Raw genomic sequence first — 22,103 nt, forward strand, 5'->3', positions numbered from 1 at the left:
ATTAGTGGAGGTTTAGGATGAGACGAACGTTTGTTATAAGTATTTTGACAGTCATCATGTTTATAGTTGGCTACCAACCTTCATTTGCTGCAGCAGATGTAGAACGTGCTGTTATCGTACATTTTGCGAATGAAGAGGGCAAACAAGCTACGATAAATGCAAGTACAGACATCATTACAAGCTACGATCATTTACAAATGCTTGCTGTCACAATGAATAATAGTGAATTAGTGCAGCTACAAAAGCATCCAGACATTGTAACAATTGAAACAAATGACACAGTCCAGTTGTTGGAAGAAGCAGTGAGCATTAGCCCGACATTTGCTACAACTGAGGCGAATCAATGGAATATAACAGCGGTTAATAGTTCGGTGACCTGGCAGGAAGGGTTGACTGGTAAAGGGGTTAAAATTGCTATTATTGATTCCGGTATTGCAAGTCATAATGACCTTTCTATTGCAGGTGGTGTGTCCTTTATTAGTGATGACTATGACGATGAACATGGTCATGGCACACACATAGCTGGCATTATCGGAGCACAGCATAATGGTTTTGGTGCGGCAGGAATTGCGCCTAATTCCGAAATTTATGCAGTGAGGGTGCTAGATAAAGAGGGTGTCGGCGATGTTGCACATGTGTTACAGGGCATTGACTGGGCGATCGAAAACGGCATGGATATCATTAATTTAAGTTTTGGTGATACTAGTGATCTCGGTCCGTTAAAAGAAGCGATTCAAACGGCTTACAGTAAAGGAATACTCGTTGTTGCCGCTAGCGGAAATAATGGGACTTCAAATGTGTCAGAGAACACTGTATTTTATCCTGCACTCTATGACGAAGTGATTGCGGTTGCTGCGCTTGATCAAAATTTTAGCCGCAGTGGCTGGAGTGCAACCGGACCGAAAAATGAATTTACTGCACCAGGCGAAGGCGTGTATAGTACGTTTTTAAATGACCAATTCGCGACGAAGCAAGGTACTTCTGTAGCAGCACCTCATGTTGTAGGAGTTTTAGCATTATTAAAAGAAAAGTATCCATATTTATCGAATGACGAGCTGCGACTAGGTTTGCAAGTATATGTTAGAGATTTAGGGGCGACAGGTCGCGATGAATTATACGGCTACGGTCTCGTGCATTATGTTACATCTAGCGCATCTAGCCCACAAGAGGCGCAATTAGTTACAGAGGCACTACAAAGTTCTTCCGCTGTTACCGTCGAACAAGCAAGAACAGCTGTAAATAATATGAAAGCAAGCACGACAAAGCTAGAGCTCATCAATGAGTTGAATTCCATTCATTATAAGCTCTTACAACATCTGCGAACAGCGATTACGGAATTTGAAAAAAGACCATCTACAACTAATTATGAACGTGTAGAAGCGCTACTTAGCAAAATGGAAGAGACAAACTTGAAAGCTGAAGCGGAGAAAAATCTAGCGCTCATTATGGAACAGCTAAGCGAGAGTGCCGTAGAAACGGTAAACACCTTTGAAAAAAATAAAACGGTTGTCAATTATAATCGTGCTGCCGTAGAGCTCGCTACTTTGCCAAAAAATGAAGTGAAAAACAAGTTGGCCAAGCAATTAGAGGAAGCGTTATACATAATGGTCGCTAGTAATCTGGAGGTTGTCGAGGCTTTTGAGAAAGCCCCAACTGCTAAAAGTTATAAGGTTGCCCAAGTAGCAATTAATAATATTCCGGCGTCGGAGCTTCGAACTTCATTGAATGTACGGCTACAACAGCAGGTAAAAACTTTGTTAGCAATAGCGAACTCAACTGTTGAGGCATACGAAAATCACAAAAGCTCGCAAGTTATTCAGTTGCGATAAAAGCTCAGAATCAAGTATTTATTACCGCGGAACAAGCAATTTTACAAAAGCGCGTAAATAAAGTACATGCAAATAGCTTAAAAAAAGCGACGACACGCGTAGTAAACTATGAAAAATCCAAAACGACTAAAACATATAATTTAGCGCTTGCGTTAGTAAATGAGCTACCGAATAGCAAAGATAAAACGAAGTTATTAAACCGTATGACAAAAGTGAAAAAATAAAGTATTGTGCACCACAGGTATTTCAAAAATAAAGAGTCATGAATGCATAAATAGCATTGATGGCTCTTTATCGTTAGCAAGGAAAATCAATGTGGATTATATAACAAATCATGATATTTTTTTGCAAAAACCTACATTTTAAGTTCCTTATGTAAAGTTGAATCGTTGCATACACTGTACAGGTCACAATATTTTACAGGAGGTTTGAGATGAATAGGAAGACTTATATAAAGTTTGTTAAAGCTGGCCTAACGACAGCATTGGTTACTTCAGCGGTTGTTGCAGTAGCACCAAACACCTCAGAAGCAAACGGAAAGAAAGAATCAGAGAAGGAACACGGAAAAGATCAAGACAAAGATTATGGGAAAGGACATGGAAAAGATCACGACAAAGACCATGGAAAAGGTCACGATAAGGATCACGACAAAGATCATGAAAAACCAACACCTATAGTGGACAAGGCCAAACTACAGACCGCCATTAATAATGTAGTTAGTCTAAAAAAAGAAGATTATACAATAGATAGTTGGAATAAATTGCAACAAGCTCTTTCAGAAGCACAAAAAGTAGTAAAGGATAAAAAAGCTTCTTCAAAAGACGTAGCAAAAGCTTTAAATGATTTAATAGCGGCGACCGATAAGTTAGTCGTAAAAATTGATCCAACTGTAGCGACAGTCAATACATTTAAAGAATTAAAAGCAGCAATAAACAATCCAAAAGTTAAGACTATTTCTATTAATAACGGTATGGAAATAACAGAAAAGCTAAAGGTTTCATCAGAAAAGCATATTTATGGAAATGGTTATACGTTGACTAGCGATTTTTCGGGAAAAGGGGATAATTCCTATGTCCTGCAATTTGATAAAACGAGCGGCTCAATAACAAATATTAAATTGACAGGTGCAGATACTGCAATTGAAATAAGTGGTTCATCGGTTACGTTAAGCGGAACAATTGATGTGAGCGGCAACAAATTAGGTGGCATCATCGTGTCAAAAGATTCCGGAGCCAAGTCCAAATCGAAATTAGACATTACGAACGCGACACTGTTGAATAAAGACGAAGCGAATAATAAGCCGACCATTCTTGAGGAGCAAATTGAAAGCACGGATGCACCTAACAGAGTCGTTGGATATGAAGGAATGTATGTTGATTACAATCAAAAAGCAGCTAATAATCTCCAAAGATTCTACTTTATAAATCATGAATTGAGACCACCAAATCCTCTGAAATCTTTTACCTTATCACTCATGCATTCCAATGACACGCATGCAAATTTAAATCAAATCGCTAAAAAAGCGACGGCTGTGAAGGAAGTTCGAGCAGCTAAACCAAACGCGCTACTTGTAGATGCGGGCGATGTATTCTCTGGTACATTATATTTCAATGAATTTAAAGGACAAGCTGATCTTCAATTTATGAATGTAATGGGTTATGACATCATGACATTTGGTAACCATGAATTTGATTTAGGGTCCAGTGCTGAGGGACATAAAGCATTGGCAGACTTTGTTAAAGGCGCGCAGTTCTCGTTTGTCAGTTCTAATGTGAATTTTTCAAATGATGCTAATCTTCAAGGTTTATTCTCCGACTTGATTTCAAGTAATCCTAAAAACGGGAAAATTTACAATGGTATTGTGAAAGAAATTGACGGGGAAAAAGTAGGTTTCTTTGGACTTACAACTGCAGAAACACGGGATATTTCAAATCCAGGGGCTATTACGTTTGAGAACTATATCGAAGAAGCAAATAAAGCAGTCAAAGCATTTGAAGGAATGGGTGTTAACAAAATTGTTGCCATCACACATATCGGATATGATGACAACCCGGCCTTTGACAATGATCTAAATTTAGCGGCAATGGTTGAAGGGATCGATGTCATTGTTGGTGGACATAGCCATACACAATTAGCTACGCCAGTGATCGTTGATGCAGATGGAACACCTACAATTATTGTGCAAGCCTATCAATACAATGATTACTTAGGGACGTTAGATGTTGAATTTAATAAAAAAGGTGTTGTTGTTAAACATGAAGGTCAGCTAATAAAAATAGCAGACAAAGTAGACGATTTAGAGGCTTCAACATTACTTGGACCATATAAAGCGAAAGTAGAAGAGTTAGCAGCTCAAGAAATCGGTGCAACAGCGGTGAGCCTCTTAGAAAATCCACGTACCAATGGAGATAATACAAAACCGAGTGTACGTAAAAATGAAACACCACTAGGAAACGTAATTACTGACGGTATGCTTCAAAAAGCAAAGACATACAATCAAAACGTAATTATGGCATTCCAAAATGGTGGTGGAATTAGAGCGGGGATTAATGAAGGGTCGATTACAATAGGTGAGGTTATTACAGTGCTACCATTTGGCAACACATTAGCAACGATGAATTTGACAGGAGCTGAAATAAAAGAAACGTTTGAACATAGCCTGAAAGATCTCCCGCGAGAAAATGGTGGATTCCTTCATGTATCGGGTGCAAAAGTAGAATATGATTCTTCCAAACCTGCTGGAGAACGCATCGTCTCTATTAAATATAAAAATGCAGATAATACCTACACGGAAGTACTAGATAATGCAACGTACACAATTGCAACAAATGCCTTCACAGCGAAAGGCGGAGATGGTTTTACTGTTTTGGCTAAAGCGTACAGTGAGGGTCGAGTAACGGATTTAGGTTTATCTGATTGGGAAAATTTCCGCGATCATCTAGTGAGTCTAGGTAGTGTTGATCCAAAAGTAGAAGGACGCATTGTAGACGTAATAGGAAAAGGAACGGAACTTCCAGGTGGAAATATTTCAGAAAGAGATTTCTCGGGCACAATGGAAGCACCAAAAGTATACAAAGGCGACGTGACAGTAAATATTACTGATGTGGCCCTCCTTCGTCATGCGGTAGTAAAAGGGAACTTAATTATTAGAGGAACCCGATCAGGTGCATTTTCTTTAGCGGATATACTTGTGGAAGGTAACTTGGACCTCTCTGGACTTGATGCAAGTGACTTTGATCTTGGGAATATTGAAGTCTATGGAGATACTAATTTTTAGTTTAGTAATATTTTGATAAAAGCTTGGAGGAGAAATGTTGGAAAAACAGAAACGTAAAATTTCCCTGATTCTCATCTTTATGATGATTGTCAGTCTGATTAATCCGTTAATAATAAACAAGTCCCAGGCAGCAACGTTCGCAGAAAACTTTAACAATCTCACTATTGCAGGAACTAGTTATGTTGACGGTAGTTTTCAAGGTGAAAATGGCGTTGTGTGGTCTTATAGCGGGGCAAGAGCAGCTACAGGATATGAAATTGATGGTAAAGGGATTTTATTTAGAGATACTGTAAAATTTATTGAATCTAATACCATAGAGGGTGGTATAAGCGCCTTTTCCGTTAAGTTCAAAAAAGCATTTACAGGAGCAGGAGAAAGAAAGATAGAAGTATTTATAAACGGACAATCCATTGGGGTCTCCACTGGTTATGATGACACAGAGATTCATAATTTTACTGTTGATAATTTAAATGTAGAAGGTCCATTTACGATTAAAATCACGAATGCCTCTCCGGGTAATAAACAAATCGTATTAGATGATATTAGCTGGTCAAGTGCTAAGAATGAGGATCCCATAAATGTCTCCACGGTAACAGCAACAGTTTCTTCCGGTCAAGTAAATGCTGGAACGAAAGTGGAGTTATCAACAAAAACAGATAATGCAACAATCTACTATACGACTGATGAATCAGCTCCAACTACCTCAAGTATTAAATATGAAGCTCCTATTGTTATTGACAAAGATATGATTATTAAGGCCATCGCTGTTAAAGAGGGGCTAGAGGACAGTGCGGTATCAGAGTTCACGTATACAGTAGCAACGGAATCGGGGATACTTTCCATCGCAGCAGCTCGTAACACAGCTATTGGTGAAACCGTTACGATTAAAGGCATAGTAGCTGCCAACTTGAAGAATACAATTTCCGTACAGGATTCCACTGGTGGTATTGCTGTACGTCCGACTAGTTTACCTATAATAGTGGGCGATGAGGTAACACTTACTGGTAAATTAGCGAATTTCCGTGGTCTTCTTCAATTAGATAGCGCAACAGTCGTTGAAAAGACAGGAACTATTGGAGCCCCAACAGCTAAAGTTGTGACAGGTGCTGAAGTGACTGAAAGCAATGAATCACTTCTTGTTCAAGCAAAAAACATAACATTAACTGCAGTTAATGCACTTAACTATACAGCAACAGATGGAACGACAGACTTCATCGTACGTGATGAAAACAGTTCATTAAATTTAGTGGTAGGCCAAAAATATGAGTCAATTACTGGTATTGTCCAACAATTTGATGCTGTCTATCAGATTATCCCGCGCTCGGTGCAAGATATAGTGGAGGATAGCTCTATATTACAACCGGTTGTAGCAAGTCCTGGAAGCGGAACGTTCATTGGTAGTACAACAGTAACATTGTCTACAACTACGGCAAATGCTGAAATTTATTACACAATAGATGGAACGGAGCCAACAGTAACTAGTACAAAATACATTTCGCCCATTACTGTTCAACAAAATACAACACTCAAAGCAATTGTCATAACAGCAAATGGCTCCTCTGAAGTGAAGACATTTAACTATATTATTACAGATAGTCTTCAAATTCATGATATTCAAGGTGGAGGGCATGTTTCTTCCTTTGATAATAAAACAGTGGAAGGTATTAAAGGGGTTGTTACCTACTCATTTGTTTTGAATGGTTCAAATTACTACAACATCCAAACGCCAGATGAATTAGCGGACAATAACCCCGATACTTCTGAAGGGATTGTTCTTTACAGTGGTAATAACAATTGGCCAATTCAAGTAGGAGACCTAGTAGCCGTAACAGGTAAAGTAAGTGAATTTGCATATGATGGATATGATGATCGTCAACAAACCGATTTGAAAACAACGCAAATCAATGTTCGAAATGATCAAGGTGGAAAAGTGACAGTAGTAGAACGAGGCGTCGCATTACCAGCGCCGATCATCATTGACGAATCCAAAATGTCGTTAGCGAAAATCGATAGTGATAATCTACAAGTTTTCAATCCAACAGTAGACGCGATTGACTTCTGGGAAAGTATTGAAGGGATGCGCGTACAGGTTGGAAATGTGAAAACTGTAGCACCACAAGAGCATGGCGATTTGATTACCGTTTTGGAAAGTGCACGTACGAACTCACTTCATGGGGGCCTATTATATGAAGAAATGAATCAAAATCCAAACCGAATTCAGTTCCGTTTAGAACCAAATGGACCTGGTCGAGATTTTGAAGTGGCGACAGGTGATAAGTTCAGGGGTCCTATTACGGGAGTAGTTGGATACTCTTATCAAAACTTTAAAATCTATGTTTCTTTAAATGAAATGAAAGCAGCACATTTAAAAGGTACAGCAACACCAGAAAAAACAACAATTGTTAAAGCAGAGGATAAGTTAACAATTGCTTCATACAACTTAGAAAATTTCTCGAATAATAAAACATCGTCTTCTGACGACAAAGCGCGAAAACTAGCAAGAGCTTTTGCGCAAGACATGAAAAGCCCGGACATCATTGGCGTAACAGAAGTGCAGGATAATAACGGTGAAACTACTGGAGACTCCAAGGCAAATCAAAGCTACGAAAGATTGATTCAAGCGATTGTTGATGCGGGTGGTCCGAGATACAACTACCTCAACATCGATCCTATCAACAATGCAGATGGTGGTGCACCAAATGCAAACATCCGTGTAGGATTCCTTTATAATCGAGAACGCGTTTCGTTACCAGAAGGCATTCTAGTTGGGAATGCGACTACTGCGGTTGGTTACGAAAATGGCAAGTTAACACTTAACCCAGGTCGTATCGATCCAACTAATGCCGCATTTAACAGTAGCCGTAAACCTTTAGCAGCACAATTTACCTTCCAAGGTGAAGAAGTAATTGTCATTGCCAACCACTGGAACTCAAAATCAGGTGATACGCCATTGTTCGGAGCGATCCAACCACCTGTTTATAACAGTGAAATTCAACGTAAGAAAATTGCGCAAATCGTTTATAGCTTTGCAAATGATATTAAAACAAAAAATCCTGATGCTAATATCGTTTCCTTAGGTGATTTTAACGACTATCAATTCGCAGATGCCCTTAAAATTCATGAGGGCGAATTGATGACAAATATGATCAATAAAGTAGAAACTTCTGATCGCTATACGTATCTATATCAAGGTAACTCACAAGTTTTAGACCATATTTTAGTTTCTAATAACCTAGTAAGCAAAACAGTCATTGATATTTTACACATCAATGCAGACTTTACGGATATGGCTGGCCGTGCAAGTGACCACGATCCTGTCATGGTACAAATTGATTTGGCAGGTGGAGAAGTTGTAGAGCCAATCACTGCTGAAAAAACAATCAATATCAAAAATCTTCAAACGAAGAAATTAACGATTGGCAAACCAAGTGTATCCGTAACACTGGATGAGGATTCCGTAATAACAGAAGGTATTTTATTCACAGGAAACTATGCAGAATTCCACGGGGTAGGTTTTGCAGCGCATACTGTAAAGCTTAAACCAATAAATACTGGAGCGATTATTGATTTTAAAGGAACAGTAGTGAAAAAAGTTATCATCGATGGTACGAATGTGAAAGAAATTAGAGGCGCTGAAAATATTCAAGAAATTGAATTTAGTAATGGTGCGAGTAGCAAAAATATTAAATTCACAAATTCGAAAGGGGAGCCCATTGCGGTTCCTTCTTTTCCAGGTGAAAACAACGCGCCTATTGTGAAAAAAAATATCCCTAACGCAACAGTAAAAGTAGGAGAGTCTATATCTATTTCATTAACGGATTATTTTTCTGATTCTGATAATGACGTTCTAACCTTTGTCGCGACAAAAGGAACGATAGAAAGTTCTACTTTAACATTAAATCTTGAAGAAGGAAGCCATATTGTTGGTGTTACAGCTTCAGATGGTGAAAAAAGTGTTACGACGAGCTTCAGTGTAACCGTAACATCCAGTGAATCGCCAGCTGATGAATACTACAAAGACGCATTAGGCAAAGAGGGGCAAGCATTAAAAGCAGCCTTACATGAAATTATCGAGGGTCATACTCAACTTTCATATGACCAAGTATGGGATGCACTGCGTGAAACAGATGAAGATCCAAATAACTCGAATAATGTTATTTTGTTCTATTCTGGTGTATCACGTTCTAAAACGAGTAATGGTGGGAACGTGGGGCAGTGGAATCGTGAACATACATGGGCACAATCACACGGCGGCTTCGGTACTAGCAAGGGACCTGGGACTGACATCCACCATTTGCGTCCGACAGATGTACAAGTAAATAGCTCTAGAAGTAATTTGGATTTTGATAATGGGGGAAGTCCTGTTAATGGTTGTAATGGGTGTTATAAAGATTCGGATTCCTTTGAACCACCTAATCGTGTCAAAGGCGATGTCGCTCGAATATTATTCTACATGGCAACTCGCTATGAAGCTGGAGATAGTGTTGACCTCGAATTAAATGACAGAGTAAATAATGGGAGCATTCCTTTCCACGGCAAACTGTCCGTTCTTTTACAGTGGCATGAGCAAGATCCAGTCGATGAATTTGAAAGAAAACGTAATACTGTCATTCAAAAGTGGCAAGGTAACCGCAATCCATTTATCGACCATCCAGAGTGGGTGAGTTCTATTTGGGAGTAATGTAAATTTATAGAGAGACAATCTAAACTGCATCAAAAACCGTGAGCTATGTATTCCTAGCTGGCGTTTTTTGGTAAATAAGTAAGCTCAGCATCTCGTCCAATTTTGTGCGAGATGTGTCTTTTTAATGCAGTAAATTCCAAATATTGTATAAAGCATGAAATGCGCACAACATCTAACTATTTACATGCTGGATGTTGTTTTTTGGAAATTGAAGGCAAGCTCGTATTTAATATCTCCCCCACAGCTCCCACCATCTTTGTTAAAATACTAATATTGGTATATAAAGAAAATTAGGACATTTTATTGTTTTGAAGTGTTCGGGTTAATGAAGCGAGGACATACGATGAAATACATTTTTTCGATAGTGATGGCCGCTGTGCTGAGTGTATATGTTCTGCCTTCCACGAGTCAGGCTAATGCGACGCCTTATTATATCGTAACGCCGGAAGTGGGTGTGACTATGACGGCGACGGCTGATGCGGCAGGGATGACAGTGGCAAAATTGAAGCAAGGCGCGCGCGTGGAGCCGATTGCGCAAGAGAATGGGTGGACGAAGGTGCTCTATCATAATCGGCTTGGCTGGGTGAAGAGTGATTTCATCAAGCCCTTTACGATTGATTTGACACGTTCGTATTCAACCTATTACAAGCAATTGTCAGAGACGGCGAATATTGTGTATGCACTTGTCCATGACTTTACGCAGGACGGTGTGGAGGAACTGTATGTTGTGACGGATTCGGATACATCAAAAGGGGAGTATGTTGAAACGGTTTATAGTGGTCCGGATGTCATTTACAAAAAGACGCTCACAGACGGTTTAACTATTGTAAGAAATACAAATGATTACTACGTCAAGCATGATACCCGTACAAAGCGAGGCTCAGCATATCCGTTATCAAAGTTAAATGACCAAGCCAAAACAGATTACTATGTAATAAGCGGCGGCAATGAAAAATATGAAGTGCCAACAAACTCATATTTCAATTCTCTATTTGTACTGCAATCAGGGAGTGGTGCCGTTAGTGAACGGACTTATTTAATAGAAGAAGTTGTATCGAAGGAATACTTTGGTGGTCAACAAAAAAATGCCTACAATGAAACCATTTACGCCATGCATTATTCAATGACTGAAAACGGTAAGAAAAAATCTGTGACGAACAAAGATTTCGAAATGGAAATTTCCCCATATGTGAACGCAAAAGCAGTCATGGAAATTTATAAAGATGACGATCAATCAGCAACACTTTCAAATTCTTATTCATTTCATGTAGAAAACGTGCAGCAACAATTATTAGCGTTAGCCGAAAAATCTACCGGTACGCAGCAAGAACTAGTGAAGTCGTATGCAGGGTGGGATGAGGAAGAACTAGTAACATTACAACAGAAGTTAGCTCAGTCATTAATTTTAGAAATTCCATTTAGATTCGAGATGGAGCGGAATTTAGTTTCTTATTTTTCTAATGTTGAAATCGGCATAGCAAGGGGGCTCCCTTACTATGATCCGGTGTTTTTCACTCGCAGTCGAACGGGTGAAGATGAGCGCGGCTATACATATTACGACAGAGCGCCAATTGATCAAGTCATTTATGATTTTTATGGTGTGAAAATGGATACAGCAACATTTAATGCGCAAGCCGGTGAAAATGGTCCGTCAGTAGATGATTTTCAGTACATCTCATTATTTAGTGAAACTCAGCCAGGTGAAACCTATCCATACCGCCAATTGATCGACATTAAAGAGCTGGAAAATGACTATGTGGCCATGCAATTTGACGATTATTCTGTGCCATGGGATATCATCATTGACCATACGAATGAAAGTGCATTAATCGCAGGAACGTATGACAAATCAGGCTCGGTTATTTTCAAACGTCTTCCGTTCGAACAAGGGACAAAGTGGGTATATATTGATACGGTCGAATCCTTAAATGAAGTGAATATTGAACAGTACAAACACTATGTAAACAATTTACACGTTATACAAGAACTATCTGCTGAGCAAAAAGTAAACGAGGTAGCGGTTACACCAGCCCAAACAACTGAACAACCGTTGCTAGCACCAGTTGAAGACCGAGCTGAATCATCAATTGGAATCTGGCTTATCTTTGCAACGCTAATCTTTGCGTTAGCATCAGGTGGAGCTTTATTTTGGTTTAAAAGAAAAAAAGATGCGGTATAGAGCTATTTCTGAGGAGTTAGCTAGTCAGAATTATGAACATCTAAAAGCATTTGATAAGGAATCTAAAATAGCTGTACAGATCATTTAAAAGAAAGAAGTAATTTTAGAATATACGAAATAAGCAAAAGAAAACGGCTTCGAAGTAGTTCAATCTACTCGGAACGGGTTTTGTCTTTATTCGATTAAACGGTTTAAAATGGTACTACTCTCTTAGATTAGATCTGGGTTCATTACTAATATTTTCAATGGATTAGTGGTGGTGATTCTACCAAAGATTATATCTACTTTAGTATAAATAGTTTCCAATAAACAATATATAAAGGAATTATATTCTTTTATACAAAAATATAACCATGAATAATAACATTATGTATTAATATGTAAAATAGACCTACAATTAAATAGTCAGCACACCTAAATCCTTTTAATCAAAAAAATGTTAAAAATGGTAATATATAAAACAGTAAAACATAAGATAATGCTATATTTATATACTAAATAATACCATGAGTTAAATTATTTACCAATAATATGTCTATTAAATTAAGGGAATGATAGTTGTGATATCAAGACTTGCATCTATTACCGTATATTTCTTAAAATAGCATTGACAATGAAATTCCATACTAATATACTTTTAGATGTTATCGTAATTTACGAGACAACTTTACTACTATAGTAAAATTTTGTTATTTATTAGGAGGAAATTATTCTATGGCTAACCAACCAAAGAAATATACTAAATTCGTAGCAACTGCTGCGACTGCTACTTTAGTAGCATCTGCAATCGTTCCTGTAGCTTCTGCTTCATTCTCGGACGTTGCTGAAACTAACTCACACGCGGTAAACATCAACGCTCTAGTTGAAGCTGGAATCATCGGTGGATACGCTGACGGTACATTCAAACCAAACCAAGATTTAACTCGTGGTCAAGTTGTTAAAATGTTAGGTAAATGGGTTGAAGCTCAAGGGCACACAATTCCTGCTGACTACGCAACTGTAGCTCGTTTCACTGACGTAGCTGTAGACGCTAAAGACCAAGAATTAGTTAAATATGCTGCTCTTGTAAAAGACACTGGCGTATTCAACGGTTCTAACGGTGCTTTAAACGCTGCTGGTAAAATCACTCGTGAAAACATGGCTGTAACATTAGACCGCGCTTTCAAAGCTGTAAACGGTACTTCTTTAGTAGAATTAGCTGCTGACATCGAAGACGTAACAGTTGCTGACTTAGCTACTGCTAAAGAGGAAGCTCGCACTGCAATCCAAGCTGTACGCGACTTAGGTATCTCTGGTGTTGAAAACTTCAACCCTAAAGCTGCTGTAACTCGTGGCCAATTCGCTTCATTCTTAAACAAAACAATCAACGTTGAAGTAAAAGCTGCTGAATTAACAGTTAAAACTGCAGTTGCAACATCTGCAACTACTTTAGAAGTTGTTCTTTCTGACGATTCTAAACACACTGTAACTTTACCAACTGCTTTAGAAGCTAACAAAGCAACTACAGTAACTTTCACGATCGGTGAAAAAGAATACACTGCTGAAGTTACATACGTATTAGACGTTAAAACTGCAACTGTTGTTGATGCAACAACTTTAGAAGTAGTATTAACTGATGACACTAAACACGAAGTAGCTTTAACTTCTCCATTAGAAGCTAACAAAGCAACTACAGTAACTTTCAAAATTAACGGTGTTGATTACACTACAACAGTAACTTATGTAGTAACTGACTTAGCTGTAACTTCTGTACAAGCTACTAACTCACAAATCGTAGTAACTTTCAGCAAAGCAATTGACAAAGATACTGTTGTTCAAGCTGACGGTACTTTAGTAGATGGCGTTGTTAAAATTGACGGTACATTAGTTAATACGTATATCGCTGAATTAAGCAAAGATGGTAAAACATTAACACTTACTCCAGCTGCTGAAACTGCATTTGCTGAAGGCGTATACAAATTCGAAATCGCTGCAAACACTGTAGAAACGGAAGCTGGCGAGCAATTAAAAGCTTTCCAAGAGTCATTCCGTGTAGCTAAAGATACTACTCGCCCAGAAATCACTGGCGTAACTGCTACTTCTAAATATGTTTATGAAGTAAAATTCTCTGAGCCAGTAACTGATGCTTCTGCTAAGGCATTCACAGCTTCTTACAAAAATACAGAAGTTGAAACTACATTAACAGCTCCAGTTGGAAATTTATCTAAAGATGGTAAAACATTAACTCTTACATTTGCTCCTACAACTGAAGTTAATGAAGAAATTAATATTTTATTCTCTGGTTTAACTGACTTCGCTGGTAACAAAGCTGTACCAACAACAAAATCAGTTACAATTAGCGATGCTGACAAAACTAAACCTGAAGTAACTTCAATCACAGCTACTTCTGCAACAACAATGGAAATTAAAGTAAGCGAAAAAGTTGCAAACTTAGACGCTTCAAAAATTACATTTAAAGGTGCAGCAGTTGTTAAAGCTGAAGTTTCTGACAAAGATGCAACAATTATCGTAGTAGAAGTAGCAAGCACAATTACTACTGGTACTCTTGAAATTGCTAAAAATGCATTCGAAGACTTAAGTGGTAACACAAATGCTGCTAAATCTCAAACAGTTTACTTCAACGCTGACAAAACAGCTCCAACTTTAACTTCTTCAACAGTTAAAAAAGTAAACAACAACAACGTTTTAGTACTTAAATTCTCTGAAAAAGTTACTGAAAACGTAACTTCTGATTTAACATTAAAATATGTTGATGAGTACGGTGTAACTCAATCAGTAGTAGTACCAGCAGCTAACCTTTCTGTAGATGCTGACGATGCTACTAAAGTAAACGTAGAATTAACTAAAGCTGATGCTTCAGCTGTAAAAGTTGATGTAAACTACACTATCGAATTTGCAGCAGCTAGCTTCACAGATTTATTCACAAATGATTCTGCTAAATTCTCAGTATCATTCAAAAATACTGGTGCAGCTATTTCAACTAACAAATTAGAAGTAGTTTCAGTAACTCCTGCAACTGTAGGTCAACGTACTACAGAAGGCTCTGCATTCGTAGACGTAGTATTCAACAACGCAGTAGACTTAGCAACAGCTAAAAATGCTGCTAACTACACAGTTGAAGGCGCAACTGTTACTTCAGTTGAATTAACTGCAAACAACCCAGCTGCATCAACTGCAACAGTTCGTGTATTCATCACAAACGAAACAGTTGAATTAACTGGTACTTACAACGTAACAGTTTCTAACGTTAAAGGTTACTCTTCTGACGTAACAGTAATGGACGTTGCAACTGAAGGCGTAACAATTGCTGAAAACGTAACTGCAGTTGTTAAAAAAGCAGTAATTAAAAATGCTACTGACGTTGAATTAACATTCAGCGAAGCGGTATCATCAGTAGATGGTACTGACTTCGAATTCTTCGTAGACGGTAAAAAAGTAACTGCTACAATCACTGCTTCTGCTTCTTCAGAAGTTGTAACTGTATCTGTAACTGATAAAGACATCTATGAATTAATCGCTGATGGCAAAAAAGTTGAATTACGCGCTGCAAGCACAATCAATATTGCTGATGCTGCTGGTAACGTAACTTCTTTCAAAGCTATCGAAGTTAAATAATTTATCCCATCATTTGATGAGTAAATTTCAAACCCCCTACCTTTCCGGTAGGGGGTTTTTCTTTTCCTTCTTTCCCGATAATGGTAAAATTAACTATAATAATAGAATAATATACCATTGGAGGATACATATATGAAACAACATTCAAGATTCATCGCATCCGCAGCAGCGATCACTGTAGCTACTTCGGCAATCATACCAGCAGCTTCAGCGGCAACATTCACAGATTTAAAAGGCAATGCACATGAAAATACAATCATGTCATTAGTGAATATGGGGGTAATTAATGGCTATCCAGATGGCACATTCCGCCCGAACCAATCATTAACACGCTCGGATGTTGTAAAATTGCTTGGGAAATATTTAGTGTCACTTGGTCATAAAGTGCCAACAGATTACAAAACGAAAATGCGTTTTGCCGATTTAACTGCAAAATCGCAGGACGAGCTTTTACAATATGCGGCGCTTGTGAAAGATGTGGGTGTCTTTAATGGAAGCAACGGCAAACTAATGCACAACGATGTCATTCGTCGCGATCAAATGGCTTCAGTGCTTGTACGTGCATTTAAAGTAATCAATGACTTCGATTATGTTGCACATGTGAAAGAGCAAAAGTTCACAGGGGAGATTACGGACCTTAATAAGACGACAGAGGAGCATCAAGAGTCAATTAACGTCTTCGATTATTATGATATTACAAAACAAAAAATATTTACGCCAAAGGACGAAACAAAGCGCGGCCAATTTGCTTCCTTCCTATATAATATGATGAAAGTTGAAACACCGAACAAAACGCCAGAAGAGCCGGAAGCACCAATATTAACAATTAAAACGGTTGAAGTGCAAGCAAACAACAAGCTACGCGTTGTGTTATCAGATGACAAAGCGTATATTGTGACGTTAAAAACACCACTTGTTGATAATGTTGCAACAGAAGTATCCTTTGAAATCGGTGATAAAACATATAAAACAACAGTGAAATATGAAGTAGCGGATTTAAAAGTTACATCGATTACAAATGACAATGGTAGCCAGTTTAAGATTCAATTTAATCATCCAGTGAAACTTGATAAAACATTAAATGCAGCAGCGATTGCGAAGTTAGTATCGGTAACAGGGATTGACCGGATAGGTGCGGTGCAGTTATTGAAAGCCGAACTAAGTGAAGACCAACGTACACTAGTAATTACAACAAATAATGCAGTAAGCCTTGAAGGACGTTATCGCATCGTTGTAGATGGTATTACATCACAAACAGCAAAGCCATTAGTAAAATTTGATGATATTGTAACATTTACTGGCGATAAAACAGCCCCAACAATTACTTCTGTTCAAAATATTAGTGCAACGAAAGTAAAAGTACTATTCTCTGAACCAATTAATAATCCAGTAGGTTCAACGCGTTTCACATTAGTGGATGGTACCGTTGTATCAGGTATTACAGGAACAATTGGCACAAATGCGACTGAGGTTATTTACGATTTAGCGGGAGCTACAGTGAGAGGAACGTTACTAGCATCAGGCACAACAGTTCAAGCGACATTTGGTACAATTATTGACCTTGCAAACAATTTATCATCACCAAATCCATTAACAACGTATTTAACAAAAGGGAATAAAGATGGGTTTGTACCAACGCTTGTTAATGTAACGCAGCTCGGAGCGAAAAAATTTAAGCTAACCTTCTCTGAAGAATTGTATGCGATTCAGCCAAGTGATTTAACAATTGTTCAAAATACATACACACCAGGTATCGTATCTGTTCAAGTAGATCCAACTGATGCGAAATCATATATTGTCACGACAAATGCTTATTTAACAGGCTATATGACAATTTCTACAACACCTGGTCGGACAATTACCGATTTATCTGGTGAAGTAAATTCCTTCTCAACTGCGTTTAATTTTGTAACAGATACAACAAAGCCTACAGTTATTAACTCGGCAGTTGTATCGGACAAAGGGGAAGAGTATTTAGAATTTACGTTTGATCGTAATGTTGACATTCCAACAGTAGCAACTCTATCGATGACGGGAAGCTATGTTGCACAAGGCTATACAGTGGATATTCCTGCAAACCGTGTAACACAAATGACAAAGCATGCGACGAATGACCGCATTATTCGTGTAAAACTTGCTCATTTACTCGGTACAACCGTTCCTGCTGGTGCGACCGTGTATGGCAATGTGAGTTTTACGGGTTTAACTGGTGAATTTGGACAAGAAGTAAATAATTATGCATCAACAACTTTTGTACGTGGCTATGATTCACAGTATTCAGACCAACAATTATCGCTGCTATCTGTGCAAACATCAGCGACAGCAACACCAGGTACAGCGATTGATAATAATACTATTGTATTAACGTTCTCGGCAAATGTGGACCCAATTACAGGATCTAACCCAGCGAACTATTTTATTGGTCAAAATGCAACAATTGAAAAAGCAACCATTCGTCAAGATGCACCAACTAAAGTAGTATTAACATTGAAGGATAACGAGCGTTATGTTCAACGTGGTGAAACATTAACAATTAGCAATTTGAAGGCGAATGGCTCGACTTTCATCATGCCAACGAGACAAGAAATTATTTACTTACAAGAGAATATTCGTCCAGTATTTGAAACAGGCTATCAATTTGTAACCGGCTATGACACGGTTACATTAACATTTAGTGAAGAGTTGATAAATGTATTGGATAGTTCATTTATTGTCTACGTAAACAATATGCCTGTTCAAGTAAAAACAGCGATGGTATCACCACAAAATCGCCGTCAGGTTTCAATTCAACTAAATCATTTGTTTAGTTCGAATCAATTTGTTTCGATCAGCTTATCACAAAGTGCTGCGATTACAGATTCGGCGAAAAATCCATTGCTATTACAAACACCTATTCAATTTACAGTTCCAGCAGGTATATATTTCTAATATTCGAAAGCACACTCGGTCATTGAGTGTGCTTTCATTTTGTAAGAGGTCTAGGGAAGTATGAACAAGGATTTGTAGCCACTAGTAGTTAACAATGGATTTTGCAAAAATGCTCATTAAATGAGGGGCATCTTTCTACTTTTATAATAGAAGAAAAACATTTCATATGATTATAGAAGGCGTCCAGTTTCTTGTATAATAGAAGTACTGTAGCAAGGAGGAACAAAATATGAAAAAATCTACTGTTTCTAACAACTTTTTAAAATATAGTGCGGTACTTTTAGCTGCCGCAACAACCGCTGCATTCGTAGCACAAGCACCGGCAACAGCCCAAACGAATCCATTTACCGATGTGAAATCAAATAATACACATTATCATGCCATCATGAACATGTACAGTGAAGGAATCGTCACAGGGGTAACGGCTACATCCTACAAACCAGGGCAGGATGCTACGCGCGGAGAAGCGGCATTATTTCTTGCGAATGCGCTCGGTCTTAATACGAAAAACGTTAAAAATCCTGGCTTTACCGATGTTTCTTCTTCAAGTAACTATTACGGAGCGGTTGCTGCATTGTATGAAAAAGGGATTGTCGGTGGCTACGGTACAATGTTTAAACCGAATAATACGCTAACCCGAGCACAACTTGCCAAAATGTTAACGCTTGGTTTTGAGCTTGAGCAATCGGCTGCTACAACGACAAAGTTTGCAGATGTGAATAAGTTAACGGATGCTGCGACCAAGCGTTATATTCAAACGCTCGTGCAGTACAGTATCACAAGTGGTACGACAGCAACAACCTTTAGTCCGAACAAAAATTTAACACGCGGACAGCTCGCAACCTTTTTAGATAATGCGATGAATGCGGTTAGTGATGATTTTGATGTAATCGACGTACAGTAATTGGAAAAGTGAATGCATCTGCATTCACTTTTTTATTTGGGCTGTAAACGGTATAATGGTTAACGTTAATAAGTTTGTAAGGAGGAATTTTACGAAAATGAATAAAATATTTTCGGCTTTCTTGTCAATGATGCTACTTTGTTCTACTGTGCTACCTGCGAATGCTTTTGCAGCAGTAGGGACAGTAGTGGAAGAGGGGATCGTACAGCAGGAAGAAAGCTTAAATACAGAAGGAACGAACGTGGTTGATCCACAAAATGCTGCGGATTCCACAACAGTAACGGAAGCAGAGGAAACGACAAAACCAACTGTGGAAGATGAAGTAGTAAAGGAAACGATTACAGAAGAAGAGACAACAAAACCTGAAGCTACAGAAGTAGAAAAAGAAAAAGAAACGACGGAAGAAGAGTTAACAGAAGAAACAAATCCAACAACTCCTCTAAATCCGCAACAGTTAAACGTGGCACAAAAGCTAGCAGATATTCCAAATGACTTTTGGGCAAAAAATGAAGTCATGCAGCTTGTTGAAATGGAAGTAATCAATGGTTACCCAGACGGAGAATTCCGCCCATCACTTGCGATTAACCGTGGACAGGCAGCGAATCTTTTTAAAGGAGCACTAAAGTTACCAGAGGCTACATATCAAGCGAAGTTTTCTGACGTTAGCAGTAAGTCAGGCTTTATTCAAGGTGTATTTTCTACATATGCAGCAGGTATTTTTAGCGGGAAACCAGACGGACGCTTCGGTGTGGCGGATGCGCTAACACGTGAACAAATGGCGACAACTTTAGTTCGTGCTTTTAAATTACAAGATACAGGCGAACAATTAACGTTTAAGGACTGGGATACTATTAGTGTGTCGCACCGTGAAAATGTAAAAATTTTAGCACAGCACGGCATTACAACGGGACGCGCGGACGGAACATTTGATCCGAAGGCAACAGTAAATCGCGTGACATTCTCAGTTATGCTGCACCGTGCACTAGTAGCATCGAATCAAATTGCAGCAAATGACTATACAATTCAAGAAGCAGATACGTCAGCTAATTTCAATTTAAGTCGGGTTGCTACGAACTTTGTCCAAGTGACAAACGGTACTTCACCGCTTTATATTCGTTCGGCATCAAGTGTTGCGCTGAAAAGTAAAAAAACTGCAAGCTTCGGCGTAGCAGAGGATACGATTTATACGTATGCGATAGGCTCTCAAGGGGCAACATTACAAATTACAGTTCGCGCATTAACAAATGGCGATGAATTTGTATTTTCTACATTAAATAACACAACAAAAAATAAAATCTCGGTGGATTTATTCCAAAAGGCAACGAATGTAACGAATTACCGTTTATACCGCTATGATCGTTTCCCAATCGATAAAAATGCAACGGATGTATTTGGTCACGATTCATCAAGCTATCCAACAGGACTACTACGTTTCATGACGGACGGCAAGCTTGCAAATGATCGTATGGTTGGTCAAGCGTATCGTTCAGCACAGCTAACACAAAAGTATCCAAATGGTGGCACAAGCTATATGCGCGATTTGCAGGCAGAATATGAAGCTCTCTCTACTATTTGGCTAGAATCTGATTTTATGAGCTTCTACACGCTCTCATCAAAAGGTCAAGATATTGTGGATACATGGTATATGGATTCAACGGAACGCTTATTTACAACAGACGAAAACATGAATGACTGGATGCTCGAGACGGCGCGTAACTATAAAAAGCGCAATAATTGGTATACAGCAAACGGCCCGTACAATAAAATGGCGACAACAACAGAGCCGATGCCAAGCTCATATCAAGGCTTCGGGCGTAATTTACTCCTTGTAAAAGAAGACCGCGCACTTGTTCTTTATAAGGAACAGGGTGATCGTTATTTTGCCAACCTTGTGAAAAACTCCTTCGTCAGCCTGACAAAGTTTAAAGGGGACAAGTCATACTGGGAAACAGAAGTAACGAGTACGTATTTAAAAAGTTTGTACAATATGAATGCACCGTTCATTGATACACGTTTTAATGAACAAATCGCGTTATTCTACTACAACTCAGGTGAGGAATTTAATATTCCAAACTATAAGCAACCGCTGAAAAACTATGCAGACTTACTCGTATCGCGTAAAGCGGCTGGACATGTTATTGAAGTACAAAGGGATGCATACTATATTTCAGATTACTTCCCAATCAATCAAAATATCACGACACATTCTTCTATGAACCATATGCTTGGTGGGATGAACCTCCTATTAATGGCCTACAAGGAATTTGGCGACACGAAATATATCGAAACGGCAACAGCGATTCAAAAAGGTATTGCCATCGAAAAGGATAAATGGATTCGTTCAAATGGCGACATTTGGTACCGCGTTAGTCCAAAAGGTCAATTTGCTGGAACGGATTACCAGCACTTAACGCTAGAGGATTTAATTAATTCGTATTGTTTATGGAAAGACATTGATACAACGTATTTACCAGTATTAGAAGAAATGATCGCTTCAAAGTCAGGTTATTTATCGATCCATCAATACGGCTACACTATTAAAATTAAAAAAGGTCTTGAGGAACTTGATATGCTGAAATACCTACCACAAGGCCCTCAACATACAGACGCATTATAAAAACAAAGGCATTGTCCCGAAAGTGAATTCGGGGCAATGCCTTTTTCGGTAAGAATACGTTAAGTTTGTC

General features: G+C 38.5%; 8 protein-coding genes. All 8 read left to right on the top strand.

Features of this window, described 5'->3' with window-relative positions; genetic code table 11:
* Positions 1–17 precede the first annotated feature (17 nt).
* The 8 genes from MHH87_RS02970 (at position 18) to MHH87_RS03005 (ending at position 22,033) form a co-directional block, all read left to right on the top strand.
* The gene (locus MHH87_RS02970; RefSeq protein WP_340747843.1) at positions 18–1,829 is read left to right on the top strand and encodes a S8 family peptidase; all 1,812 of its coding nucleotides are present in this window, start codon (positions 18–20) and stop codon (positions 1,827–1,829) included.
* A 433-nt stretch (positions 1,830–2,262) separates the two neighbouring features.
* Complete coding sequence (locus MHH87_RS02975; protein WP_340747844.1) at positions 2,263–5,106, top strand: 5'-nucleotidase C-terminal domain-containing protein; 2,844 nt, start codon at positions 2,263–2,265, stop codon at positions 5,104–5,106.
* A 37-nt stretch (positions 5,107–5,143) separates the two neighbouring features.
* Positions 5,144–9,787, top strand: coding sequence for an endonuclease (locus MHH87_RS02980; protein ID WP_340747845.1), 4,644 nt, complete (start codon positions 5,144–5,146; stop codon positions 9,785–9,787).
* 346 nt (positions 9,788–10,133) lie between these two features.
* Complete coding sequence (locus MHH87_RS02985) at positions 10,134–11,969, top strand: hypothetical protein (protein WP_340747846.1); 1,836 nt, start codon at positions 10,134–10,136, stop codon at positions 11,967–11,969.
* A 714-nt stretch (positions 11,970–12,683) separates the two neighbouring features.
* Complete coding sequence (locus MHH87_RS02990) at positions 12,684–15,584, top strand: S-layer homology domain-containing protein (RefSeq protein WP_340747847.1); 2,901 nt, start codon at positions 12,684–12,686, stop codon at positions 15,582–15,584.
* Positions 15,585–15,716: 132 nt separating this feature from the next.
* Positions 15,717–18,512 carry an S-layer homology domain-containing protein gene (locus MHH87_RS02995; protein WP_340747848.1) on the top strand — a complete coding sequence of 932 codons (2,796 nt, stop codon included), beginning with the start codon at positions 15,717–15,719 and terminating at the stop codon, positions 18,510–18,512.
* A gap of 229 nt (positions 18,513–18,741) precedes the next feature.
* On the top strand, positions 18,742–19,416 hold the full coding sequence (locus tag MHH87_RS03000) for an S-layer homology domain-containing protein (RefSeq protein WP_340747849.1): 675 nt from the start codon (positions 18,742–18,744) through the stop codon (positions 19,414–19,416).
* 97 nt (positions 19,417–19,513) lie between these two features.
* Positions 19,514–22,033 carry an S-layer homology domain-containing protein gene (locus MHH87_RS03005; RefSeq protein WP_340747850.1) on the top strand — a complete coding sequence of 840 codons (2,520 nt, stop codon included), beginning with the start codon at positions 19,514–19,516 and terminating at the stop codon, positions 22,031–22,033.
* Positions 22,034–22,103 lie beyond the last annotated feature (70 nt).

Origin of the sequence: Solibacillus sp. FSL H8-0538 (assembly GCF_038003525.1) — a bacterium.
Classification (GTDB): domain Bacteria; phylum Bacillota; class Bacilli; order Bacillales_A; family Planococcaceae; genus JBBOPI01.

Bases quoted from the DNA above. Each gene is read 5' to 3' on its own strand.
- MHH87_RS02970 (WP_340747843.1), top strand. From the start codon at position 18: ATGAGACGAACGTTTGTTATAAGTATTTTGACAGTCATCATGTTTATA.
- MHH87_RS02975 (WP_340747844.1), top strand. From the start codon at position 2,263: ATGAATAGGAAGACTTATATAAAGTTTGTTAAAGCTGGCCTAACGACA.
- MHH87_RS02985 (WP_340747846.1), top strand. From the start codon at position 10,134: ATGAAATACATTTTTTCGATAGTGATGGCCGCTGTGCTGAGTGTATAT.
- MHH87_RS02990 (WP_340747847.1), top strand. From the start codon at position 12,684: ATGGCTAACCAACCAAAGAAATATACTAAATTCGTAGCAACTGCTGCG.
- MHH87_RS02995 (WP_340747848.1), top strand. From the start codon at position 15,717: ATGAAACAACATTCAAGATTCATCGCATCCGCAGCAGCGATCACTGTA.
- MHH87_RS03000 (WP_340747849.1), top strand. From the start codon at position 18,742: ATGAAAAAATCTACTGTTTCTAACAACTTTTTAAAATATAGTGCGGTA.
- MHH87_RS03005 (WP_340747850.1), top strand. From the start codon at position 19,514: ATGAATAAAATATTTTCGGCTTTCTTGTCAATGATGCTACTTTGTTCT.